The sequence below is a fragment of the Shimazuella kribbensis DSM 45090 genome (genome assembly GCF_000428065.1).
Lineage (GTDB): Bacteria > Bacillota > Bacilli > Thermoactinomycetales > Thermoactinomycetaceae > Shimazuella > Shimazuella kribbensis.
In genome coordinates, this window is record NZ_ATZF01000001.1 from 168,291 (window position 1) to 193,697 (window position 25,407).

Consider the following 25,407-nt stretch of genomic DNA (forward strand, 5'->3'; position numbering starts at 1 on the left):
AATCAAAACGGGAGTGAATCGTAGATGAATTCAATTGAAAAAAGTGTGATACATGACCTATCTTTAGCACCAAGTGGTAGACAAAAAATCAACTGGGCAAAAGATCATATGCCTGTGCTAAACCGTATCAGAGAGCGTGTAATAGTGGAAAAACCACTTGAGGGAAAGAGAGTAGCAATTTCTCTGCATTTAGAAGCAAAAACAGCTTGTATGGCGGAATTAATTCGTGATGCAGGGGCAGAAGTAGTAATTACAGGAAGTAACCCTTTATCTACTCAAGATGACATTTGTGCAGCGTTAGTCTCAGAAGGTGTAACTGTCTTTGCTAGATATAACCCAACTCCAGAAGAATATAAGTCTCATTTTATCATGACACTGGAAACCCAACCTGACTTGATTATTGATGATGGTGCAGATTTGGTAACTATCCTACATAGTGAGCGACCGGACCTCTTGGAGCAAGTAAAAGGAGGTTGCGAAGAAACCACTACTGGTATCAAACGTTTACTTTCATTGGAGAAATCAGGACAATTGAAGTTTCCGATGATCGCTGTAAATGATGCATTTTCGAAGTCATTATTTGATAATCGTTACGGTACGGGACAGTCTGTTTGGGATGGTATTAATCGTACTACTAATTTGGTTGTAGCAGGTAAAACAGTAGTTGTTATCGGCTATGGATGGTGTGGTAAGGGTGTTGCTATGCGTGCGAAGGGACTTGGTGCACGTGTAATTGTAGTAGAAGTAGATGCGATCAAAGCGACAGAAGCACATATGGAAGGCTTTACCGTTTTGCCAATGGTAGAAGCTGCAAAACTAGGTGATTTCTTCGTAACCGTAACAGGAAATCGTGGTGTGATTAATCGGGATCACTACGAAGTAATGAAGGATGGAGCTATTTTAGCAAATGCAGGTCATTTTGATATTGAAATTGATAAAGTAGCATTGGAAGATATGGCAGAACAAGCAGAAGTAGTACGAAAAGACATTACACAATATCACCTTGCAGATGGACGGAAAATCAATTTGCTTGCTGAAGGACGTTTGGTGAACTTGGCGGCTGGAGACGGACATCCTGCTGAAATTATGGATATGACCTTTGCTCTGCAAGTGCTTAGCCTTTTGTATTTGCATCAATCCAACGAAAAAATCGGTGCACATGTAATTGATGTCCCTTATGAGATTGATGAACAAGTTTCCCGGCATTTCTTGGAATCACTAGGTATTCAAATTGATGAATTGACTCCTGAACAAGCGGAATATCTAGGCAGTTGGCAAATTTAACCGCTATTACCAAAATGTGATAATTTTGTTCAAATCCTGTACACAAGTGCAGGATTTTTTGTGTGTATTGTGGTATACTTACCAATGTGGAGGAAAGTGGAGGGAAGTGGAGAGCTGTGGTACCGCTTGAAAATACCGATTAGGGTATATAGAAGCGGGATCGCAGAAGGCTACTTGTAAAACTGGTCATTTTACAAGTAGAGGGGAGGGTCACATTGGTATGTTTATGGGGGAGTTTCATCACAGTGTCGATGATAAGGGACGAATGATTGTTCCAGCTAAATTTCGAGAGAATCTCGGCTCCTCTTTTGTGCTTACCCGTGGACTCGACCAATGTATTTTTGCATACCCAAGAGCAGAATGGACACAATTAGAGCAAAAGTTAAAAGCTCTTCCATTTACCAAAGCAGATGCTCGTGCCTTTACTCGTTTTTTCTTTTCGGGTGCTTGTGAGGTAGATTTAGACAAGCAAGGCAGGATTGTTTTGCCCTCCAATTTACGAACATTTGCCAGTCTTACAAAAGAATGTGTCGTACTTGGTGTTTCTTCACGAGTCGAGATTTGGGATCAATCTATATGGGAAAGCTACTATGCAAAATCGGAAGAGTCATTTAATGAAATAGCAGAAAGTATCGTAGACTTTGATTTGTAAAAGGATGATCAACCCGTGTTTCAACACATCACCGTACTATTAAAAGAATCCGTAGATGCACTAGATGTAAAACCGGATGGCGTATATGTCGATTGCACTTTAGGTGGTGCAGGTCATAGTAGCTTGATCGCAGAAAGATTGGGCCCAAAAGGTACATTGATTGGTTTGGATCAAGATAACCGGGCGCTAGAAGCAGCGAAACTTAAGTTAAGCCAAACTTCATGCAACGTGATTTTACATAAGGCTAACTTTCAACATGTAAAAGAAGTCGTAACTTCACTTGGATATAACCAGGTAGATGGTGTCCTATTTGATTTAGGAGTATCTTCTCCCCAATTGGATGAAGGTGAAAGAGGATTTAGTTACCATGAAGATGCACCACTCGATATGCGAATGGATCAAGATCAAGAGTTAACAGCATACGAGATTGTGAATCAGTATCCAGAGGAAGAAATTAGTCGTATTTTATTTCAGTATGGTGAAGAGAAATTTTCCAGAAGAATCGCTCATCATATTGTACAAAAAAGAATGATCGCGCCGATTGATAGTACAATCGAGTTGGCAGAAATCATTAAAGGAGCTATTCCAGCTGCTACGAGGAGAAAAGGCCCCCATCCAGCTCGGAGATCATTTCAAGGCATTCGTATAGCTGTTAATAATGAGCTCGGAGTGTTTGAGGATGCACTCAAACAAGTGGTACCTTTACTTCGGACAGGTGGAAGAGTAGCTGTCATTTCGTTCCATTCTTTAGAAGATCGAATTTGCAAACATTTTTTTCAAGAACAAGCAATTGGTTGTATTTGTCCAAAACATTTTCCAGTCTGTGTTTGTAACCATCAACCTTCGTTTACAATTCTGACAAGAAAACCAATTGTTCCAACTGATAGAGAAATAGAAGCAAATGCACGAGCTAGATCAGCAAAATTGCGGGTAGCGGAAAAAATATAGGGTCAAGTGGAAGTTGAAAAGGAAGATGATTTATTTGGTCATCGTTCAAAAAGATGGGTCAGGAAAATTAAAGGGTTAAAAAGAGAAAATAGAAGAGATGGTAAAACGGTCATGAAGAACATGGTAAAGTCAGAAAAAAGAAGGGTCAATGGGTCAAAGAGAGAAATGGACAGACGTGATTTTATAGAATTCACCATGAATGAGTTATGTAGAAGACATGAGCGAAGAGTAAGGGGGGATCATTGTGCGTAATAAAGAGCAGGGAAACACCTCGTTAGCCTATCAATTACCAGTATCTACACCTAAGACTCGCACTCAGCCAAGACCAAGAAGAGTGATCAAAGGTCTTCCAGCCAGTGAAAAGGTGCTCTATCTTGTAAGTACCATCATTTGCATTATGGCTGCTGTCTTTGTTATGACTCGATATGCTGAATTAACACAACTAAATGTAACCATCCAACAAACAGAATCAAAAATTAACCGTGCAAAAGAAGTAAATACTCAGTTGGAATCGGAAAAAATGAAGCAGAGTAGTCTTGAGCAAATTCGTAAATTTGCGGAGCAAAATGGCCTGCAAATCATTCCCTCTATTCACCCTTAAATCAGGATGAACGATTTGTTCAAATTAGAATGGTGGCACTGATATGCAGCAGTCGGAAAAGAAAAATAAAGTTCGTTCAGTCATGATCGGATTCACACTCACAGTGCTCCTCAGTTGTGTTTTGCTTCGTCTTTTGTGGATTCAAACGTTCGAATCAAAAGATCTGTTAGCGAAGGCAGAGGAACGTTGGGAAAACTCCGATTCTATATTACATGCTAAGCGTGGTTCCATTTATGATCGAACCAAACAAGAAGCATACACATGGGAGATACCTGGCTATTATTTTGTCGCTGATCCTAGTCAGATCAAAGACGTTCCGAAAACAGCGAAGATTTTGTCTCCTCTTCTGCAAATACCTACACATGTTTTGGTAGAGAAATTATCACAGAAGAAGAAGGCAGTTGAAATCAAATATGAAGGAAAAGGTAAATATTCTCCTTTTATCTATAGTCAAGTTTTTTCAATGAAGAAAAAAGGTAAGATTGCGGGTATTTATGGGTATCCCACCTATATGAGAGAATATAATAGTTCTGAATTAGCTCATGTATTAGGTTTTTTAAATAGTAATGGCGATTCAGTTGGCGGCGTAGAACAAATGTATGATAAATGGTTACGTGGTGTGGATGGTTCGATCAAGTATCACAAAGCTAAAAATGGAATGATGATTTCAGATGGTCCAGAGACATTTAAGCCGCCTGTTAATGGAAAGGATATTATCCTAACGATCGATGCTAAGATTCAACACGAAACCGAAGTTGCAATGGATATAGCAATGAGAAAGTATCAAGCAAAAAGTGCTACAGCAATAGTCGCTGATCCCAAAACAGGAGAAATCTTGTCTATGGTTAGTCGACCAACTTTTGATCCTAAAAATGTAGCCAAAACATATGATCCTTCCAAAAATGGTCATAATATTGCAGTGGAGAGTCAATATGAACCAGGTTCTACATTTAAAATCGTCACCCTAGCTGCGAGCATAAACGAAAAGCAGTTTCATGCAAATGATACTTTTCAGTCTGGTTCAATCCAAGTTGGAGATCGAACTTTTCATGATGCCAATAGGAGTGGCTGGGGAGTAATCAACTATCAACGATCTGTTGAATTATCTAGTAACGTTGGCTTTATTCGCTTAGGTCAACGACTGGGTGCAGAAAAGTTTGTTGATTATATCCATCGTTTTGGATTTGGTACAATCACTGAAAAGTTTGGGAATAAAACAGGTATTGATCTACCAGCAGAAGGCAGAGGATATTACTATAATCGCACTTTATATCCAGCAGAACTAGCTGCTAGTTCGTTCGGACAAAGTATATCGGTTACTCCTATCCAACAAATAGCTGCTATATCCGCTATTGCTAACAATGGATATTGGGTAAAACCTCATGTGGTGAAGGACATTGTTGATTCACGCACCAAGAAGAAAGCGTATCAATATCCTATCACGAAGCGACAAATTATAGAACCGCAAACAGCGACAAAAGTAAGGCAAATTTTACGTGGAGTGGTTAAGAATGGTACTGCAAAATCGGCAAACCTTTCTGACTATGAAGTAGCTGGTAAAACAGGTACTGCACAAATACCTGATCCAAAAGGTGGATATATTCCTAACGAATATATTGTATCTTTTATTGGATTTGCTCCTTCAGATCAGCCGGATGTTGTGATTTATGTCGCATTTGATAGACCAACTACTAATGCATCCCATATGTCAGGCGGATCCATAGCTGCTCCAGTTGCGCGCGATATTTTAAAAAAGATAGTACCCATGAGGCAAGTTGCATCAAAAGAAAAATCATAATAAGTTACAGGCATAGATAAGACGCTTGAAATAGCAGATATTTTATCCCTGCCAAAAGAGACTCTTACGGATAGAGTCTTTTTTTTGTTTTCCGTCTTCCTCCCCTTACATAATAACGAATTCCAATCAGTGGAATAGAGATTACGGTTGCAAGTAAAATACCTACAAACATGATCCTCAATCCTTTCTTTTGCCAATGAGTATTGCGTGTGGCATATAATGTTTACCAAAGGCAAAAATACTTTTTATACATATATGACAAGAGGATCGAAAACGTTATGGACTTAGAACTATTTTTTCTTCATGGAATGAAGTAACCGCATAAAGGTAACGTCATTTGTATTTCACTCTATTTTTTGGTTTATCATAAATTTGGAATAATAATTCTATCTCGATATAGTCTTGTTTGTAAAAATATCAGTTTTATTAAATATGTTTATATACCTTTTAGATATTGGATAATTCCGTCATAATAGAAGAGTATATATCATGTAAGGGTATACATAGGAAGATCAGGTTAAAACCTTGCATGTGTTCGATTTCAGTTAGGAGGAATTCAGTTGTCAACACAATCATTATTTGAAGAGCTAGGTGGAAAAGAAACGATTGCTTTGGTTGTGGATCGTTTTTATGAGAAAATGTTAACTGATGAAGAATTAAAACATTTTTTTGATTTTACAGATATGAAAAAACAACGAGCTCATCTTACAGCATTTGTCTCATTTGCTATTGGAAGCCAAGAGGCTTACAAAGGAAAGAGCATGAAAGAAGCACATGCCCATCTACATATTCAAACCAAACATTTTGAGAAAACAGCAGGCCATTTGGTTGCTACGCTGCAAGAATTGAATGTTCCTCAAGAGAAAATTGATACCATCATTTCGAAAATAGCACCTTTGCACGATGATATTGTGACTGTGAAAGAATAATAACAAAAACCCACCAGTTGATTTCTAGGTGGGTTTTATCTTAATTCTTTATCTTTGTTGATCCTGAATTGTTAAGTAAAATTTAGCGTTGGTGGCATTGATAAGGGGAATTACCCATAAGAATCCAATGCCAAGTGTAAAAATACTTAAGATGATCCACCCTGTGAAGGTTAGTCCAAGTACAAAGTAGTGCCACTTATGGCCGCGCATTAGGTGTATACTTTTCTGCATTGCTTGGCGCACACTAAGTTCTGGATGATCCACTAAAATATAAGGTGTCATGGCATAACAAAAAGCTTTATAGATGCCTGGGATGATAAGTAAAAGCGACCATAAAAGAATATATAATGCTGGTATAATACTACCTAGGATAGCGCGTAGTATCATCCGTCCACTCTTCAAAAACACGAATAAATCAGCCAATCTTACATGTTGCATTCGTGAGATACTTAAGAAAATGAAGTACTGTCCAAGCGAAAGTGTACTAGTTAAAATGATAGAGGATACAATGTCCAAAATGGTATACCATAAAGGTAATTCTATTTCCATATCATATCGAATGAGACTATATAGATTGACCGACTCGCTTATGAACATAAGCGGAGAGTAGAGAAAAAAGCACAGAATCAGACAAACATTAGCTAATCCCCAACGTCTTTTTAAAGAATGAAAGGCAGATTTTTGTAGTTGAAAATAACGCAAAAAAACCACTCCTATAATATAGTAAACCTAAAAATTTTGTATTGTTTTTTAACAACAGTTGAATGTTATAAAAGAAGAGTCCTCTTTGTTTAGGTGACTTGAAGGGCTATTTATATGCAGAAAAAGTGGTGTGGTGTGTGGAGGTGAAAGAGCCTAATAAGAGATAATATGACTTAGTTTCGAATTAATGTGTAATCACTTTCATATAATGAACCTAAAATCATCTATCTTTTCAGATGAAGATAGTAGGCGCTTTGTGAATCAAGAATCAGTATGAAGTGTAAAGCATAATAAACGAAAAATAAATATAATTTTTTTAAAAAGTAATAAAGCAAAGTGTTTGATTTTATTTTCACCATTGAATGTTCATCCTTTAGGGTTGAAAGGTTTTATAAAGTATATTAAATTGGGTTTTGGGACTTAAATGTGGAAAATTATCTGCGAAGTGAAATAGAAAAGAAGATCCTTATACTCGTAGAGACTTACATGAGGGAGGAGCGAGTTTCTTGGGCATGGTGAAATCCTTTGCGAAAAAGTTTTATCGAGGTTTGTTGTTTATTGTTTTGCTTGCAGTTTTAATGCTGTGTACGATCTTATTTATTACCTTTTTAGCAGATCCATCAAGAATGATTGAAACGATTAAAGGTACGTTTGGCATTACATAATCGATATTACATGAATAACGAGTAGCAGTTATGGGGAAAGTTGTATATAATATTATTTACAAGTTAGGATAGGGAAGAGTAAGCAAATCCTTTTATGCAGAGAGGAAAGCCCTTGGGTGTGAGGTTTTCTATAAAAGTTTGCTGAATGTCGCCCTTGAACTGTCTTCCTGAATGTTAGTAAGGAAGACCGGATGACGTCCGTTATCGTGATGAGTGCACAGCCTATTTAATAGGCATGTGAACAAAGGTGGTACCGCGAAACCAGTCTTTTCGTCCTTTGAGATGGAAAGGCTTTTTTTATTTGTAAAAGGAGGGACTAAGCATGTCCTATGAACCAAAAGAAATTGAATCGAAATGGAATGATTTTTGGCTAAAAGAAAAAGTTTTTGAAGCAGGAAAAGATAAAGCGAAAAAACCATATTCGATTGTTATTCCACCTCCAAATGTAACAGGGAATTTGCATATTGGTCACGCTTTAAACAATACCATTCAAGATGTATTGATTCGGATGAAGCGAATGCAGGGCTATGATGCTTTGTGGTTGCCTGGAATGGATCATGCAGGTATCGCGACGCAAGCGAGAGTAGAAGGGAAACTCAGAGAAAGAGGAATTTCACGACATGATCTTGGAAGAGAGAAATTTATTGAAGAGACATGGAAATGGAAAGAAGAGTATGCGAATAATATCGCTAAACAATGGGATAAGTTAGGACTTTCATTGGATTACTCGAAAGAGCGTTTTACTTTGGACGAAGGGCTATCTGATGCTGTAAAGGAAGTATTTGTTCGGCTATATAAAAAAGGACTTATTTATCGTGGAAAATATATTATTAACTGGGACCCTGTAGCAAAGACTGCTCTGTCGGATATTGAAGTAATCCACCAAGAAGTAAATGGAAAACTGTATCATGTACGCTATCCTATGACAGATGGAACGGGTTATATCCAAGTCGCCACCACTCGACCTGAAACACTTCTTGGAGATAGTGCGGTTGCAGTTCATCCAGATGATGAACGATATCAAGGGATGATAGGTAAGACAGTTACGTTACCATTTACCAATCGGGAAATTCCGATTATCGCAGATGATTATGTAGATCAAACTTTTGGAAGTGGAGCAGTAAAAATGACTCCAGCCCACGATCCAAATGATTTTGAAGTAGGTTTGCGCCATAATCTCGAACAGATTACGGTTATCGATGAATCAGGAAAGATGAATGAAAATGCCGGGCAGTTCCAAGGACTAGATCGTTTTGAGTGTCGTAAGCAAATAATCCAAGAATTAGAAACGATGGGTCTCTTGGTAAAAGTAGAAGATCATCTTCATTCAGTAGGCCATAGTGAGCGATCAGGTGCGGTTGTAGAGCCTTATCTATCCACTCAGTGGTTTGTGAAAATGAAACCATTAGCTGAAACTGCTATTTCTCTGCAAGAATCAGAAGAGAAAGTACAATTTGTTCCTGATCGTTTTGAGAAGACCTATCTTAACTGGATTGGCAATATACGTGACTGGTGTATTTCACGACAACTTTGGTGGGGGCATCGTATTCCAGCTTGGTACTGTGATGATTGTAATGAGCTTGTAGTTGATAAAAATGCGCCAAGTGTATGCCCTTCCTGCGGTCATCATTCACTCACTCAAGATGATGACGTTTTGGATACATGGTTTAGTTCTGCATTATGGCCTTTTTCCACATTAGGTTGGCCAGCAAAGACAGAATTTTTACAGCGCTTTTATCCAACAAGTGTGTTAGTGACTGGTTTTGACATTATTTATTTCTGGGTGGCACGTATGATTTTTACCGCATTGGAGTTTACAGGAGAAAAACCTTTCCAAGATGTATTGATTCATGGTTTGGTAAGAGATGCGGAAGGACGCAAGATGTCTAAATCGCTGGATAATGGTGTAAATCCTATGGATGTGATTGAAGAATATGGAACCGATGCTTTGCGTTTCATGTTGGCAACAGGAACTTCCCCAGGGAAAGATTTGCGTTTCCATTATGAAAGAGTAGAAGCAGCTCGTAATTTTGCTAATAAAGTATGGAATGCTTCTCGCTTTGCTTTGATGCACCTAGAAAACGAATCTCCATCTGCGTTGGATATTCCAGAGAACCTTTCGTTAGCAGATAAGTGGATTTTAAATCGTCTGGAAGAAACAGTAGAGCAAGTAACAAGATTACTCGATCGCTATGAATTTGGAGAAGCAGGAAAACAATTGTACCAGTTTATTTGGGATAATTTTTGTGATTGGTATATTGAGTTGGCTAAAATTTCGCTGTTTGGTAATGATGAAGCCAGCAAAAAGTCTACCAAAGCTGTGTTGCATCATGTATTGGATCAATCACTCCGAATGCTTCATCCTTTCATGCCGTTCATCACAGAAGAAATTTGGCAACAACTACCAGGTTCAACCGGAAGTATTGCTTTAGCTGCTTGGCCTGAAGTAAAAGGTAAGTCAAGTGCGAAGATTGATCAAGAAATGGATGTTTTGATGGGAGCGATCCGAGCGATTCGAAATGTGCGTGCAGAAATGGATGTTCAACCAAAACAGCAAATTGAGTTATTGGCAAAAGTAGAAGCCGATGCACAAGTTATCTTTCGAGAGAATGAAGCAATTATTCGTCGTTTGGGAGGAGTAGACAACTTAACCATTGACACCACCATAAACCGACCAGAAAAAGCCATGACTGCTGTTGTAGACAAAGCAGAATTGTTCTTCCCGCTATCTGGATTAGTAAATGTAGAACAAACACTGAAAAAATTAACTGCTGAGTATACCAAATTACAAAAAGAAGTAGAGAGAGTAGAGAAAAAATTAAGTAATCCCGGTTTTGTATCGAAAGCTCCAGCGGAAGTGATTGAACAAGAGCGTCAAAAAGGAGAGTCATATAAAGAAAAACGCGCAAAAGTAGAAGCGAGAATTGCTGAATTACAAGCTTAATCTATCGAGAGGTAGGAGAGCGTTCCTACCTCTTTGTATTGACGAATATTCTTCTACCATGCAAAATGAACAACGAGAAGTTTCTAAAGGAGATGCCAAGGTATGTTGCAATCAGCAAATGATGTCTGGGATTGGTTGTCGAATCACACACCTGCAAAGATTCATCCTGGCTTGAGTCGAATGGAACATGTTTTAGAAGAACTCGGTCATCCAGAAAGGCGTTTAAAGGTGATTCATATCGCTGGGACGAATGGGAAAGGCTCTGTAGCAGCGATGTTATCGAGTGTTTTGCAAGAGGCAGGATATTCGGTTGGTCTATTTACTTCTCCTGAGCTCACCCATTGGAGTGATCGGATACGTTTAAATGGGGAAGGAATTCCGGAATCGGAACTCGTTCGTTGGACAGAACGTCTTCGACCCATTATAGAAAAAATGGACGAGCCACCAACGGATTTTGAATTTTGGACATTAATCGCTCTGTGTTATTTTGCTTATGAAGCAACCCCTTGGTTTGTTATTATGGAAACGGGTCTTGGTGGTCGATTGGATTCTACAAATGTGGTTTATCCACTGGTAAGTATTATTACTCAAATTGACTATGATCATATGGAGTTTTTGGGTTCTACTATTACAGAGATTGCAAAAGAAAAAGCAGGAATCATAAAATCTGGAGTCCCTGTAGTTACGAGTACGAATGGATCAGAAGCATTGGCTGCTTTACAACAAGTAGCTGATGCCAAACAGAGTAAACTTTATCGCGTTGGTCGAGATTTTATGGTGAATCCGATTCGGTATGATCAAGAAGGGCAGTCTTTTCAGTTTACTAGTAAAATGTTGCAAACTACTTCTCGAATCACATTGAAAGGAGAGCACCAACTTGCCAATGCAGGAGCGGCCATTATGGCAATATCGATCTTGTGTCAACAATATGCTACCATTGTGGAGCCGATTCATTTAGAAATAGGATTAGGCGAAGCTACATGGCCTGGACGTATGGAAGAAGTGGATAATAAACCGATTATTTTGCTTGATGGAGCTCATAATGCTTCTGGGGTTAGGGCTTTGGTAGATACGTTGCGAAATCATTATACATATGAAAAACTATTTGTTGTTTTTGCCATGATGAAAGAAAAAGAAACAGAAATGATACAGCCACTTCTTTCGCTCGCCCATCATATTGTAGCAACAGAAGTACCAAATCAACAGCGTAGTCGAACCGCACAAGATGTAATGGATATTATTTTGAAGTTGAATCCTGAGCAATCCACTGAAGCTATTGCGTCTCCAGAGGAGGCGTTGGCATCTGTCCGAGCACAAGCGGGACATAACGACATGATTGTAGTTGCAGGTTCTCTATATTTAATTGCCCAAATAAAATCAATTTTGATGTAGACGTAAAGAGAGGATGGGATGAATTTGTCAAAACAGCATGTCCATTTTATCGGTATAGGTGGCTATGGCATGAGTGCCATTGCAAGAGTTCTGCTTGATTTGGATTACCAAGTATCTGGCTCGGATGTAGAGCAGAATGCGCTTGTGGAAAAATTAATTTCTAGAGGAGCATGCGTCACCATTGGTCATCAAGCAGAGAATGTGGTAGGAGCAGATAAAGTTGTTTATTCCACCAGCATCGCAGCGGACAATGTGGAATTGGTGGAAGCAACAAAAAGAAGAATTCCTACCTTTCATCGCTCCGAGATGTTGGCTGAACTGCTCAATAGCAAAAAAGGACTTGCCGTTGCTGGTGCTCATGGGAAAACAACGACCTCTTCCATGTTGGCTCAAACTTTGGAAATATGTAAAGTGGACCCAACTTATATCATTGGCGGGGAGATCGTAGGGCTAAAGGGAAATGCCAAAGCAGGCAAAAGTGATTATGTAGTAGCAGAAGCAGATGAGAGTGATGGCTCTTTTTTAGCTTATCATCCTCATTTAGCAATCGTAACCAATATCGAGGCAGATCATTTGGAGAACTATGACAATGATTTTGAGAAGCTAAAACAAGCTTATGTCGAATTTATTAATCAAGTTCGCCCAGAAGGAACCGCGATCATTGGTTGGGATGATGAGCATGTTCGTAGTATTGTCCCTCAGTTAACGAGTAATGTCGTAACTTATGCAATAGACACTCCGGCTGATTATATGGCAAAAGAGATAGAGCCAGATGGACATTTGATTTCTTTTGCAGTTTATCATGGTGATGAGCGACTAGGGAAAGTAACCTTACAAAAACCGGGTAAACATAACGTACTCAATGCTCTTGCTGTGATTGTGGCTAGTTTGTCTCTTGGATTAACTTTCGATGAAATTTCATCTGCACTATTCCAGTTTCAAGGAGCCAAACGACGTTTTCAGATCATCGATGAAGTAAATCAAGTTCTTGTGGTCGATGATTATGCCCATCACCCTACGGAAATTCAAGCAACGTTAAAAGCAGCAAAAGCATTAAATCGCAAAATTGTAGTCGTTTTTCAACCACAACGTTATTCTCGAATTCATCTATTGATGAAAGAATTTAGCGAAGCCTTCGCCGAAGCAGATGAAGTTATCATTAATACTTTATATGCCCCAGCAGGCGAAGCGCCAATCCCAGGTGTCAGCGCAGAACGTCTGACAGAATTGATCATCGAAAACAGTAATCCCAATACGATTTTTCTTGCCGAACATGCCCAAGTTATCGACCATTTATTAACCCATACTCATGCAGGTGATGTGGTGTTTACGATGGGAGCAGGCGATATTTGGCGAGTGTCTCATGGCTTTGTGGAAGAATTAAAGAAAGTTACCAAGTAGGTTGTTTTGGAAGCATTATCTTTGTTGTTGTAGTATGGATTTTATGTAGAAATACCCGACATAGGAATATGTCGGTTTTTTTGGTAGAAAATGTCCTAAATTGAGTTCTAGTGATAGCTATGGTATGTTGGATAAGGATTTGCTTTCGGAGGAGGAATAGACTTGATACATAAAACAAAAGGCATTTTTATCGCCGTACTTATTTTTGTACTTCTAGTAGGTTGTTCCAAGCCTTCTACTAATGTTCCAGAACAACAAACAACAGCACAGAATGATGTGACCAGTCTTAATTGGCAAGTACCAGCGTTTCAAGCTACCGATCAAAATGGAAAAAAGGTGACCCAAGACACATTGAAAGGGAAAGTATGGCTCACCCATTTTTTATTTACCCGTTGTCCAGATATTTGCCCACCTATGACAGCTAATCTTGCAAAAGTACAAAGAGCGATTGAAAAAGAAGGGACACCAGCTACAATGGTCTCGTTTACGGTAAATCCGGAATATGACAAAGCCGATGTTTTAAAAAAATTTGGCGAGGATCATGGTGCAAATTTGACCAGCTGGCATTTTCTTACAGATTATTCATTTGCTGATATTCAAAAATTAACGAAAGACGCCTTTAAAGGCCAAATTAGCAAAGTAGAGAGCAGTGATCCCAATATCGTGCTATACAACCATCCATCCCAGTTTTACTTGGTTGATCAGACAGGGAAAGTACGGAAGTTTTATGATGGGTTAAAGCCAGATGTGAAACAGATTGCGGCAGATGTAAAAGAGATAGTAGGAGAGAAATAGATTGTTTTTTGCTTTACTAGTAATTTGTCTATTTTGATTAATGATTACAGATGGATACAAAGACATGTAATTTTAATAACTAGAATATGTGCTATAATGTGGAAACAAGCAACCCTAGTTCCCCAGGAGGAACCATGAGCAACTTCGCTCCCTTCTCTCTTGCTGCTGAGAATCTGCAGTACGAGTTCGAGTTCATCTCTCGGATCAATCAGCTCATTGAGGGGATCAGGGATACCTGTTCTCATGTGACCGAGGCAGCTGAGCGCCGCTCTGACCTCACCGATCTCGTCAAAATGGTTGTCCAGCTCATGCACGAAGCGAACTCGGTCGAGAGGATGCACAAGAAAGATCAGTGTGTCGTTGACCTCTCCAAGACCTACGGCTACTTCCGACCTCTTCTTGATGTTTTCGGGCAGGTCCTCGTGAAGTGTCCCGAGAGCGAGGTATCACTGTATAAGCGCCTCCGCGAACTCTATGAGACCGCTAATGAGCTGTGCATGGAGTTCGTCGACCGTGGATGGGTCGATTCCCTCCTCCAGAGGGCCACGGAGACCTGTTCCCGCTCGATCGAGGTAGCTGAACGCCGTTCTGACCTCGTGTCTGACATCAAGCTGGTCAACTTGGTGCGTCAGGTCGTTGAGCTGGCGATGCCGATCGAGGTGCAGCACAAGAAGAACAAGAGCGTCGATTGCGATGATCGGAGAAATCTCGCAGACAACCTCTGGCTCCTCGAGCAGGCTCTCAATGCTTCACTTGAGACGTTTTCTCAGGACTAGGGCTATGTATTCGGTGCAATTTGTACCGAATAGCCGAGATGAACCTATCTCGGCCCCAAATGGCAAATTCACCACCTGCATAGGGTGGTTTTTATTTTACTTTCTTTGTGCAACAATGTTATGTTACATTTAATAACAAAGGGAGGGAGTAGCTTTGACACAAGAATTGATTTCAAAAAAAGATCTCCTCGTTGAAACTGGTATATCGTACGGTCAATTGTATCGTTGGAAAAGAAAAAAGTTGATTCCTGAAGAATGGTTTATACGCAAGTCCACATTTACCGGACAAGAGACTTTCTTTCTGAAAGATGAGGTGTTGAATCGAATTGAACGGATAAAGAGTATGAAAGATGATCTTTCCTTGGATGATATGCTAAGCGTTTTTAGTGGGAAATCCAATGATTTACCTGCTTTTGCGACCAAACAAGAGGTGTTGGAACGTAACATTGTTTCTTCTGTCGTGTTGGAGCAATTTGCCAAAGAGATAGAATTGGATCAACCTCTATCCTTTGGAGATATTTGTTTGTTTTATTTGATAGATATGTTATTAAAGGAAGGCCAGATTAGTCGCTCCGAAGGAGAACTGATTTTCCAAACGATAAAACCTCATTTATCTGATGTAGAGAAACATGATGGGTTATTTTGCTTTGGACGGAAAATGGGTGTGCCGATAGCTACTGTAGTGACATCTTCTGGTCATGTTCATTTTGATCAAGAAGTTGGAGTTATTGCTAGGTATTCGTTTCGTAAGTTATTTGAAGAAGTGAAGATGAAATGGCAAGGAGGGAAAAACAATGAATAACCTTACTTTAATAGGTCATGGGTCCGCTTCTGGTGGAGTATATGATCGAGTTAAAATTAATGGAGATGCCACGATAACAGGAGATATTGAGTGCGATGAAATGATTTGTAACGGTAGAGTGAAAGTAAAAGGTAACATGAAGGCAAAAGTAATCCGTGTGCATGGAGATGCCACCTTTGAAGGAAATGTCAAAGCCACACGTATCAAAGTGTATGGTCAAATAACTGTAGGGAAAACAGTAGAAGCGAAGAATGCCTCTATTTATGGTGAATTAAAAGTAAAAGGCAGTTCTAGCTTTGATACGGTCAAGTTAAAAGGTGGATTACAGGTAGCGGGAGATTGTGAAGCAGAAGATTTCCATGTTCGGGGGGCATTTACGATACATGGTCTTTTAAACGTAGGAACAGCCGACATTGTACCTTTTGCAGACTGTAAAGCGATGGAAATAGGCGGAGAAAAAATTGTGGTGAAGAAAGTGAATCGACCTTTTGGTATAATAAAATGGTTTAAGTTTTTCTCTCCGTATGAAGCAGAGGTAGTTACGGATATGATGGAAGGAGATGATCTGGAGTTAGACACGGCAAAAATAAAAATCATTCGTGGAAATCGTATTACCCTCGGTGAATCGGCAGCTGTTGATCGTGTCGAATATCGAGATCACTTGGATAAACATGAACAGGCGGAAGTGAAAGAAGCAGTTCGTGTTACAGCTTGATGGAGGGAAAGACGCATGGTTGCTCAAAAACAGAGCAGAGTAGGCTTTGTAGTTGCGGGCTTATTGTTAGGGTTATTTATAGCGGCAATGGACAATACCATTGTCGCTACTGCTACAGGTACCATTGTTTCCGATTTGGGTGGATTTGATAAATTTGTATGGGTGACTTCTGCTTATCTCATCACACAGGTAGCAGGCACGCCTATTTTCGGGAAATTATCGGATATGTATGGTCGGAAGAAATTTTTCTTGTTTGGTTTAAGTGTTTTTTTGATTGGCAGTATTTTGTGCGGAATCGCCCAAAATATGGTGCAGTTAAGTATTTATCGAGCGATCCAAGGTATAGGAGCTGGGGCGCTAAGTCCAATCGCTTTTACCATCATGTTTGATCTATTTCCGCCTGAAAAACGAGGGAAGATGGCTGGGCTTTTTGGAGCAGTGTTTGGATTATCCAGTATCTTTGGACCGCTAGTCGGTGCATTAATAACAGATCATTTTAGTTGGCATTGGATATTTTATATCAATGTACCGCTAGGGATCATCGCTTTGGCACTTATTGTCCCTTTCTATCATGAATCCAAAATACACACCAAACTGCAAATCGATTGGTGGGGTGCACTCACCCTTGTTATTAGCGTAGTTTCTTTGATGTTTGCCTTAGAACTTGGTGGAAATACATACGCATGGAGTTCTATACCGATTTTGAGTTTATTTGTTTCGTTTTTTGTTTTTCTGATTGTGTTTCTTTGGATCGAAACACGTGTCAAGGAACCAATTATAAACTTTCGTATGTTTCAAAAACGACTTTTTACTTCTAGTGTGTTAGCGAACTTATTTTATGGGATTGCTTTTATTGTCGGAACCGTGTACATCCCTATCTTTGTTCAAGGAGTTTTGGGTGGTTCAACGACCAATGCAGGCCTGATTTTGATCCCTATGACGTTAGGTAGCGTAGTTGGAGCTCAGATAGGCGGTTTACTTATTGCGAGAATGAGTTTCCGAAATATTATGGTCTCCTCTTGTTTGATCTTTATCACGGGCATGTATTTGTTGAGTACAATCACACCAGAGATTACCAAAGGTGTATTGACTATGTATATGATTATCACTGGTTTTGGGGTAGGATTTTCCTTTTCGGTACTTGGGCAATCTTCGATTCATCCATTCGGTTTTCGAGAACGAGGATCTGCGACTTCCACTAGTACCTTTTTACGGACACTTGGCATGACGTTGGGTATTACGATTTTTGGTATCTTACAACGAAACTACTTTACAGATAAAATCACAACAGCTTTTGCAGGTGTGAAAGATTCTGGAAATGCTTTTAGCCAAATGACAGATCCAAGAGCACTTTTGTCGCCCGAAACAAGAGCGCAGATACCACCTGAGATCTTGGAGAAAATAACCGGAGTACTTTCGAGTTCTATTGCCTATACATTTGCTTGGGCAATCATTCCAGCAGTGTTAGCTTTTATCTGTGTTGCTTTGATGGGGAATGAGAGAATAGAAGTAACGAGCAAAGCTAGTAAAGTTGAAACGGAATAGAAGAAGGAAGCAACTCTTTTGATAGAGTTGCTTTTTTGTTAAAATATGATCAAAAATAGAAATGATTGATAATATTGGAAATTTCACTTTCTCTCATCATTGCACTCTCTTGTGGATTGGTAGGTCTTTTTTTGCCTTTCCTAGGAAAGAAGTTGCTTCATTATCGTGGTATTGTCTCACCTTCCGCTGATCGATCTGTTTTTTTAGGGATACTTGCAGCGATAGGCGGTGTTTCTATTGTGTTGCAAATCGAAGAGCCATCCCAGTTGATTTTATCTTTCCTTTTTCTATTTCTATTGCAATTAATAGGCTGGATCGATTGGCATACGGGATATATACTCGATCAACTAACATTTGGTGGTTCGATTCTTATTGTGGGAATACAACTCATTTTCAACCCATCCATGGTGCCTATTCATTTAGCAGTAAGTGCATCCCTGTATCTTTTTTTGTATGCTGTTGCAAAAGGTACGAATCGATTAGGTTTGGGAGATGCAAAATTGGTAGCGATGTGTGCTTTAATCATGGAATGGCAAGATATTCTGTGTGCACTATGGTTATCATCCATTAGTGGTCTGCTCTATGTTGGGATACTCGTGATCCAAAAGAAAATGATTTCACGATCGTATTCGTTGCCATTTGGTCCTCATCTAGCAATTGGATTCTTTTTATCCTATCTTTTTGGTGAGAATATCGCCTGTCTTTTTTCTCTCGATTTGTTCTATCAACTCTACTAGTTCATATACTCTATTAACACGTTTGGAGAGAGGGTAGATGAGATGGAAGTAAATATCAAGCCAAAAGTACGATCGATAAACGTACATGAAAATAAAAATACTCATTCATTTCAACCAAAAATCAAAGTACAAACCAAAAAAATAGGAAAAACAACAGATTTCAAAACCAAATCAAAATCGAGGACTATTCCTTATACACTAGAAACAGAAGATAGTAATGTAATTGATTGGGCGTCACCAAGTAATCCTTTTTCACGTGAAAAAAAAGATAAACGGCCACTAGTTCATCTTTTTATCTCGATTGCCGGTGCGCTTCTTGTTGGCACAGTAATGGGATTTTCGGTGCTCACTCTTTTTTTCTCTGAGCATCAAAACGCCAATCATAATTCGATTGATGCTCATTTACCAACACCAACACCAGAGAAAACTCCAGTAGCAGATAGGAAAGTATCAGATAAGAAACATGTAGTAGGAAAACCAATAGGAATCAGTCTCCCTGTTTTAAAAGTGGCCCTCTTACAAGCAGGCAATTATCAGTTAAAAAGCAGTGCATTGAAAGTATCAGAACAATATCGTACAAAAGGCTTTGCTGCTGTTATGTCTGATCAGGCCCCATTTTGCATTTATTTAGGAGTAGCTAATAATAAAACTGCTGCACAACAATTGACTAAACGATATGCTGCAAAAGGAATTACGGTATACGTCAAAGAACAAACATTCAGCGGAGAAGGGCAAAAATTAGATGGATTATTAGAGACGTTAAAAATAGGCAATCAATTATTTGAACAATTACAAGCCATTTCTGTAAATAGTATTACAACAACATCTAAGATAGCGTTTCCGAGTAATATCAAAGAACAGCAACTTCGCTTTATGAAAGCCAATCAAAAATCCAATGTCTACCCTCCTGAGACAAGGGATGCGATGATAGAGCTAGCGAGAGGTTTGGATCAAGCGGTTCAAGGAGCAATGGAATTATCGAAACATCAAAATTCTACACTTGCTTGGTTTATTCAAGAAGGTTTGGTACGCTATGCAACAGGTTATGAACATCTTCTCTATTCCTTGTCTCGAAACAAATGAGAACGGTTGCGTGATTTTTTGTGAAAATAATGATAAAATATTTTTGAGAAATAAAAGTTATTTTCTATGTAGATAAGAAAGTATAAATTTTATCTTATCTACATAGCGAGACTTGTGCCCTAATCTGAGGTGCATAAGTGCAACTAAACCTCTGTCTGCGCCTTAAGGCTAACCAATCGGCAAGTTTTCTTTACTTTTTCGCTTTGCAGGAGTTGGGTAAAATTTTGTAGAATAGTACAGTACGTATATTCTCATTTTTGTTTTCCCGATAGGAGGAATCCTTGGCTTGACTCATCTTATTCTTGCCTCCTCCTCCCCTCGTAGGAAGGAGTTATTGGAGCAATTATCGTTGTCGTTTGATATTATTTCGAGTTCCGTGGATGAATCACAGATCGAGCTTACAGACCCTGAACAACTGGTTATGGAGTTGGCACATCTCAAAGCAAGATCAGTTGCTGCCACCTCTTTTTCGTCTGCTGTAATCATAGGGGCAGATACGGTTGTATCTATTGATGGCAAGATTCTTGGTAAACCTGTAGATCAAGAACATGCAAAATCGATGTTAAGACAGTTGTCTGGTCGGAAACACCAAGTTTTTACAGGCATCTCCCTTATCGAATGTGTAGCAGGTAAACAACCAAAAGTTTTGACCGATTGCCGCAAGACAGATGTATGGATGAGATCTTTATCAGATGAAGATATTTCATGGTATGTGGATACGGCTGAGCCGATGGATAAGGCAGGTTCGTATGGTATCCAAGCCTTTGGGGCTTGTTTTGTAGATCGGATTGATGGCTGTTATTTTAATGTGGTGGGATTATCACTTCCATTATTAGAACGGATGTTTCGACAGCTTGGCTACCACCTCATGACCGATTTTTCTGCCCAAAGGTGTGGTGATCATTGTTAATTCGGGATCTACCAGAAGGGGAGCGTCCTCGTGAACGAATGATGAGACTTGGACAAGCTCATCTTTCCAACTCAGAGTTAATCGCTTTGTTACTGCGAACGGGTACAGCGGGATTGCCGGTTACTCATCTTGCAGAACATGTCTTGAGTAAAACTGGGGGCTTAAGAGGACTTGCAAATATGACACTTTCTGAGCTTACTCAACTAAAAGGAATTGGTCCAGCAAAAGCGATTCAATTGGTAGCCGGTTTAGAATTGGGCAGAAGAATAACAAGAACATTGCCAGAAGAGAAACTTCGCATGCAAACACCTGATGATGTAGCTAACTTTGTGATGGACGAAATGCGTTATTTGACGCAAGAACATTTTGTCTGTATTTACTTGGATACCAAGCACTGTGTAATTGAGAAAAAGTGTGTATTTATTGGAAGTTTGGATACTGCTGTTGTTCATCCTAGAGAAGTGCTAAGAGCTGCAATAAGTGCAAGTGCATCTGCTTTTATCTGTGTACACAATCATCCTAGTGGAGATCCTTCCCCTAGTAGAGAAGATATTGAGGTAACAGAAATACTATATCAGGCATCTATGACGGTGGGAATCGATTTATTGGATCATATTATTATTGGAGATCAGCGATTTATTAGTTTAAAAGAGCGGGGTTTTTTTCCAAGATAAGAACACACAGGAAGGAAAAAAGTAGGGCATAGCGAAAGAATAAGGGAGATGGGGTGAAATTGGAATGGCTAAGGTAGTAAAACCAAGTGTATTAATTAAAGGTACAAAAGATGGACTTCTTTTCTTTTTTGACGATAACCTCCCCTTTTCCGTAGTGCTTAATGAATTAAAACATAAATTGCTACATGAAAATTCTTCCCATATTTGGAATGGTCCTGACATGAGAGTTCAGATAAAGTTGGGAAAAAGGCAAATTACACGAAGCGAAGAACTAGCTTTACGTGAAATATTTTCAGCCCGGAAAAATCTTCATATACATATGTTGGAATCAGATGGGGTTCCATATTTATTGGATCCACCACGTAAGATGGAGATGCTAACAGGGACAGTACGCTCTGGACAGGTGCTATTTCATCAAGGAGATTTATTGTTGCTTGGCGATGTTAATCCAGGAGGCTGTGTTCAGTCAACTGGCAATATTTTTATTTTAGGAGCACTACGAGGTTTGGCTCATGCTGGTAGTGATGGTGATGAATCGGTAATCATTGCTGCTTCTATTTTCCGGCCAACACAGCTTCGTATTTATAATATTATTTCCCGACCTCCAGACGAATGGAAAGAGTCAGAAAATAAAATGCGTTTTGCCTATATAGTGAAAGAACAAATTGCGGTAGACAAGATGAGTCATCTTAGTCATATTCGACCTGAAATGGAATGGAAAGAGATCAGTAGGAAATTTGGCTAGGGAGGAGGACCAGTAATGGGAGAAAGTATTGTTGTAACATCCGGAAAAGGAGGAGTAGGGAAATCTACTACTTCTGCTAACATAGGGACTGCATTGGCGCTAATAGGTAAAAAAGTATGTTTAATAGATACAGATATTGGTCTACGCAACCTAGATGTTTTAATGGGATTAGAGAACCGAATTGTTTACGACATTGTAGATGTGATCGAGGAAACTTGTAGAGTGGATCAAGCGCTCATTCGAGATAAACGATGCGAAGAATTGTATTTACTCCCAGCAGCTCAAACCAAAGATAAAAGTGCGATCACTTCCAACCAGCTTCGCAGGTTAATTGCCGAATTACGTGATCAATTTGACTATATTTTGATTGATTGCCCCGCTGGAATTGAATCTGGTTTTCAGCATGCGATTGCTGGTGCAGATAAAGCGATTGTGGTGACAACTCCTGAACATACCGCTGTTCGAGATGCAGATAGGGTAATTGGACTTCTTGAGAAAGAAAGGATTGCTACGCCAAAACTTGTAATCAATCGTTTTCGTAAACAATTGGTGAAAGACGGAGGCATTTTGGATGTAGAAGAAGTTGTTTCTATTCTTTCTGTGGATCTGTTGGGAGTGATACCCGACGATGAACAAGTCATACGTGCTGGTAATGCGGGGGAACCTGCTGTTTGGAATAGTGGCTCACTAGCAGGGAAAGCCTATCGAAATGTAGCTAGAAGAATTATGGGAGAAATGGTTCCCCTTCTCGTGCAAGAAAAAGAACAGAACATGCTACTTAAAATGAAAAAATGGCTTGGTTTTGCATGAAAACGACCCCAAAATGGGGTTTTTTTATTTTGTATAATTTCTGTTAGTGATATAGGGGATTATTTAACTAAAATGTATATTTTTAGGTTCTAAAAAGAAAATTCATTCTTTATTACAAATAATTGATTGATTGGACCTTACAAAAAGATATAATTATAGTGGGGGAGGATGGATTGATAGGGGTTTTTGAAGAAAATTCCGTAAATGTGGAAAAAGAGGAGGAACCAATGAGTATCTTAATTTTGAACGCAGTTTCCCATGCAGATTGTCCTTATGATGAGTTATTGGCTGATTTGGGTGAAGAGCTTGTAATACTAACGGATAGTAGATATGCAGAGGGCTTTCCCGAACAGAAATATGCTCATATTGAAGCTTTCGACTCATATGACGTCAATAGCAACGTTGAACTCCGGGCGATAGAACTGTATGAAACCTACCAATACCATACTGTAATAGCTTTAAAAGAAATGGATATTATACGAGCCGCTAGTATACGGGATTGGTTTGACCTCAAAGGACAGCGTTCCGATAGCGCTGAACAGTACCGGGATAAAGTGCGAATGAAAGAAGTTGCTGGTGCAGATGGCATCCCAGTAACGAAATTCCGCCGTATTCACTCCTCTTTCGATCTTATCCAGTTTGTAAAAGAGTATGATTTTCCGGTTGTTATTAAGCCCGTTTTAGGAAGAGGGTCAACAGGCACATGTGTGTTGGAAGACAAAAAGGCATTATCTCAATTTATTGAGAAAGGTGTTCCCTTGGAACTTGCAGTAGAAAAGTTTGTAGAAGGTGAAGTTTATCATGTTGATGGAATTATACAAGAAGGTAAACTAGAATTTATCAGTGCTTCCAAATACTACGATGCTCCGCTGCATTTCCATACTACTAATTATCAAGGTGCATTTTTGCTAACACCAAAAAGCAGTATAGCAGAAAGATTAGTAGATATGACCAAGAAGCTAATTGATAGTTTAGCTACCCCCGACTTTACTACTTTCCATGCAGAATGGTTCCACACACCAGATGATCAAATTGTATTAGTAGAAATCGCGAGTCGTACAGGAGGCGGACGTATTGCTCAAATGAATGAGCATGCTTTCGGTGCAAACTTATTAGAGGCTTCTTTGCGTTTACAATGTGGAAAAACAGTACCCGTACCTACTTTGGAAAAACAAAAAAATCCAGATATTCTAGCTGCATGGATGATTTTGCCACCCCATAAAGGTACACTTCGATCTCTTCCAAAAGACGAGCCACCTAGTTTTGTAGTAGAGTATAAAACAGTAGGAAAAATCGGACAAAATTATAATGATCCTGTAAGTCAAGTTGACCACATTGCTTCTTTTGTAGTAGAAGGTGAAAATGAAGCAATTTTACAGGAACGTGCACAAGCAGCGTTTGAATGGTTTCATCAATCTACTTCTTGGGATTAATACTAGTCACGTTGCAAGTGAAATCGGTGCAAAAAGGCGGCCTTATGACAAGGTCGCCTATTTTAATGAGTGTATATGGGCATCATAAATAATAGATCAGCTGATGGGCAATTTTTCTTTCTTTTCTTTCCTTGATGTTAGTTTTGTTTTGCACCATTTAACAGAAGTGCGCCATGCTTTTATCACCCATTGACAAAATTTGGTCATGTTTCCAAACCTCCTTTTTCAAGTTGTACATTAGGAGCATATGAAGCTAATCCGCATCATATGATTGTACAAATTGGTACGAGCAGTGAGGGGAAGGGATAGACAATGACAGACTGGGGATATGAGTTAAATAAGAATAGAGAGAAAAAAATCAGATCATTGGAACGCAAGTTAGAAGCTGGAAATAAAATGAGCACTTGGGAATCAAATGAAATACAAACAGAAATGGACAAACCATCCTTTGTAAAATGGACAGATACACAATTGGAAGAAGAGAGGGAAAAGAAAAAAACAAAAAATGTTTTTTTGATGCAAATGGTAGCAGCTTCTGTTCTTTTTTTACTAACTCTTTTGGGTTCAAGGTATCAAGTAACAGAGGAATGGATAGCAACTGCATGGAATCAAAAACTTCCATATGAAAAGTTAAGTGTTTTGTATCAAGAAATGGTAGGTAGTCGACCTACTTTGCTACCTGTTTTTTCGAATGATAAAAAACAAGTTGAAAAATGGGCTGCACCTGTTCACGGAAAAGTAGTTCTTTCCTTTAATGAACAACGAAAAGGGATTGTCATCCAGACATCTGGGAAAGTTCCTGTAACAGCAGCAAAAACGGGTACGATTACTTTTGTAGGGAATAAGACAGGGATAGGTAGAACTGTTATTGTTCGTCATGAGGATGGCAAAGAGACATGGTATGGTTTTCTTGGTAACATCCAATTAAAAGTAAAAGATCAAGTGAAAAAAGGACAGACGATTGGAGAGGTTACTCCTCGTAGTAATCAATTTTTTGTATATGTAGCACTTCAAGAAAATGGCCAATTTATTGATCCTACAGGCATCATTCCTTTTAGGTAATCCA

At 39.2% G+C, this 25,407-nt stretch carries 24 protein-coding genes and 1 other annotated feature; of the genes, 23 read left to right on the forward strand and 1 reads right to left on the reverse strand.

Translation table 11 applies throughout. The features are described from left to right. Window positions 1-24: 24 nt before the first annotated feature. From A3GQ_RS0101010 to A3GQ_RS0101040, 6 genes are all read left to right on the forward strand, one after another. Window positions 25-1,284 (forward strand): adenosylhomocysteinase, encoded by a 1,260-nt coding sequence (locus tag A3GQ_RS0101010; RefSeq protein WP_028775473.1) that lies wholly within the window; start codon window positions 25-27, stop codon window positions 1,282-1,284. A gap of 220 nt (window positions 1,285-1,504) precedes the next feature. Beyond that, window positions 1,505-1,936, forward strand: a complete 432-nt coding sequence (gene mraZ, locus A3GQ_RS0101015; protein ID WP_028775474.1) for a division/cell wall cluster transcriptional repressor MraZ — start codon at window positions 1,505-1,507, stop codon at window positions 1,934-1,936. 15 nt (window positions 1,937-1,951) lie between these two features. Continuing rightward, entirely contained in the window at window positions 1,952-2,884 is a 933-nt protein-coding gene (rsmH, locus tag A3GQ_RS0101020) for a 16S rRNA (cytosine(1402)-N(4))-methyltransferase RsmH (RefSeq protein WP_028775475.1), read from the forward strand. Window positions 2,885-3,128: 244 nt separating this feature from the next. After that, window positions 3,129-3,485 (forward strand): hypothetical protein, encoded by a 357-nt coding sequence (locus A3GQ_RS0101030; protein ID WP_028775477.1) that lies wholly within the window; start codon window positions 3,129-3,131, stop codon window positions 3,483-3,485. Between the two features lie 43 nt (window positions 3,486-3,528). Beyond that, window positions 3,529-5,283: a peptidoglycan D,D-transpeptidase FtsI family protein gene (locus A3GQ_RS22950; RefSeq protein WP_051271076.1), complete on the forward strand. Its 1,755-nt coding sequence runs from the start codon at window positions 3,529-3,531 to the stop codon at window positions 5,281-5,283. A gap of 560 nt (window positions 5,284-5,843) precedes the next feature. After that, window positions 5,844-6,212 carry a group I truncated hemoglobin gene (locus tag A3GQ_RS0101040; protein ID WP_028775478.1) on the forward strand — a complete coding sequence of 123 codons (369 nt, stop codon included), beginning with the start codon at window positions 5,844-5,846 and terminating at the stop codon, window positions 6,210-6,212. Window positions 6,213-6,260: 48 nt separating this feature from the next. On the opposite strand, the gene A3GQ_RS0101045 is transcribed toward A3GQ_RS0101040, so the two are convergent. Further along, the gene (locus A3GQ_RS0101045; protein ID WP_037463545.1) at window positions 6,261-6,914 is read right to left on the reverse strand and encodes a DUF975 family protein; all 654 of its coding nucleotides are present in this window, start codon (window positions 6,912-6,914) and stop codon (window positions 6,261-6,263) included. A 506-nt stretch (window positions 6,915-7,420) separates the two neighbouring features. Here A3GQ_RS0101045 and A3GQ_RS26555 point away from each other — a divergent pair. The 17 genes from A3GQ_RS26555 (at window position 7,421) to A3GQ_RS0101140 (ending at window position 25,403) form a co-directional block, all read left to right on the forward strand. After that, window positions 7,421-7,579 carry a hypothetical protein gene (locus A3GQ_RS26555; protein ID WP_156877485.1) on the forward strand — a complete coding sequence of 53 codons (159 nt, stop codon included), beginning with the start codon at window positions 7,421-7,423 and terminating at the stop codon, window positions 7,577-7,579. Between the two features lie 56 nt (window positions 7,580-7,635). After that, window positions 7,636-7,860, forward strand: a binding site (T-box leader). 41 nt (window positions 7,861-7,901) lie between these two features. Continuing rightward, entirely contained in the window at window positions 7,902-10,523 is a 2,622-nt protein-coding gene (locus tag A3GQ_RS0101055; RefSeq protein ID WP_028775480.1) for a valine--tRNA ligase, read from the forward strand. 102 nt (window positions 10,524-10,625) lie between these two features. Next, entirely contained in the window at window positions 10,626-11,915 is a 1,290-nt protein-coding gene (locus tag A3GQ_RS0101060; RefSeq protein WP_028775481.1) for a bifunctional folylpolyglutamate synthase/dihydrofolate synthase, read from the forward strand. 18 nt (window positions 11,916-11,933) lie between these two features. Further along, a complete protein-coding gene (gene murC / locus A3GQ_RS0101065; RefSeq protein WP_028775482.1) occupies window positions 11,934-13,316 on the forward strand; it encodes a UDP-N-acetylmuramate--L-alanine ligase in 1,383 nt (460 codons plus the stop codon). A 162-nt stretch (window positions 13,317-13,478) separates the two neighbouring features. Further along, on the forward strand, window positions 13,479-14,111 hold the full coding sequence (locus A3GQ_RS22955; RefSeq protein ID WP_051271077.1) for an SCO family protein: 633 nt from the start codon (window positions 13,479-13,481) through the stop codon (window positions 14,109-14,111). Window positions 14,112-14,245: 134 nt separating this feature from the next. Beyond that, complete coding sequence (locus A3GQ_RS0101075) at window positions 14,246-14,887, forward strand: hypothetical protein (protein WP_028775483.1); 642 nt, start codon at window positions 14,246-14,248, stop codon at window positions 14,885-14,887. Between the two features lie 154 nt (window positions 14,888-15,041). Beyond that, complete coding sequence (locus A3GQ_RS0101080) at window positions 15,042-15,689, forward strand: DUF4004 family protein (protein ID WP_028775484.1); 648 nt, start codon at window positions 15,042-15,044, stop codon at window positions 15,687-15,689. After that, window positions 15,682-16,404, forward strand: coding sequence for a polymer-forming cytoskeletal protein (locus tag A3GQ_RS22960; protein ID WP_051271078.1), 723 nt, complete (start codon window positions 15,682-15,684; stop codon window positions 16,402-16,404). The genes A3GQ_RS0101080 and A3GQ_RS22960 overlap by 8 nt, the downstream gene beginning before the upstream one ends. 15 nt (window positions 16,405-16,419) lie before the next feature. Beyond that, a complete protein-coding gene (locus A3GQ_RS0101090) occupies window positions 16,420-17,949 on the forward strand; it encodes an MDR family MFS transporter (RefSeq protein ID WP_028775485.1) in 1,530 nt (509 codons plus the stop codon). Between the two features lie 74 nt (window positions 17,950-18,023). Beyond that, window positions 18,024-18,686 (forward strand): prepilin peptidase, encoded by a 663-nt coding sequence (locus A3GQ_RS0101095; protein ID WP_028775486.1) that lies wholly within the window; start codon window positions 18,024-18,026, stop codon window positions 18,684-18,686. A gap of 42 nt (window positions 18,687-18,728) precedes the next feature. Continuing rightward, window positions 18,729-19,769: a hypothetical protein gene (locus A3GQ_RS0101100; RefSeq protein ID WP_028775487.1), complete on the forward strand. Its 1,041-nt coding sequence runs from the start codon at window positions 18,729-18,731 to the stop codon at window positions 19,767-19,769. Between the two features lie 286 nt (window positions 19,770-20,055). Continuing rightward, on the forward strand, window positions 20,056-20,679 hold the full coding sequence (locus A3GQ_RS22965; RefSeq protein ID WP_037463547.1) for a Maf family protein: 624 nt from the start codon (window positions 20,056-20,058) through the stop codon (window positions 20,677-20,679). Beyond that, window positions 20,673-21,353: a RadC family protein gene (gene radC / locus A3GQ_RS0101115; RefSeq protein ID WP_028775488.1), complete on the forward strand. Its 681-nt coding sequence runs from the start codon at window positions 20,673-20,675 to the stop codon at window positions 21,351-21,353. Before A3GQ_RS22965 ends, radC begins: the two co-directional genes overlap by 7 nt. A 64-nt stretch (window positions 21,354-21,417) precedes the next feature. Then, complete coding sequence (locus tag A3GQ_RS0101120) at window positions 21,418-22,098, forward strand: septum site-determining protein MinC (protein ID WP_028775489.1); 681 nt, start codon at window positions 21,418-21,420, stop codon at window positions 22,096-22,098. A gap of 15 nt (window positions 22,099-22,113) precedes the next feature. Further along, window positions 22,114-22,908, forward strand: coding sequence for a septum site-determining protein MinD (minD, locus tag A3GQ_RS0101125; RefSeq protein WP_028775490.1), 795 nt, complete (start codon window positions 22,114-22,116; stop codon window positions 22,906-22,908). 227 nt (window positions 22,909-23,135) lie between these two features. After that, window positions 23,136-24,341: an ATP-grasp domain-containing protein gene (locus tag A3GQ_RS0101130; protein WP_156877486.1), complete on the forward strand. Its 1,206-nt coding sequence runs from the start codon at window positions 23,136-23,138 to the stop codon at window positions 24,339-24,341. A 312-nt stretch (window positions 24,342-24,653) separates the two neighbouring features. Then, entirely contained in the window at window positions 24,654-25,403 is a 750-nt protein-coding gene (locus A3GQ_RS0101140; protein ID WP_028775492.1) for a M23 family metallopeptidase, read from the forward strand. Window positions 25,404-25,407: the final 4 nt, after the last annotated feature.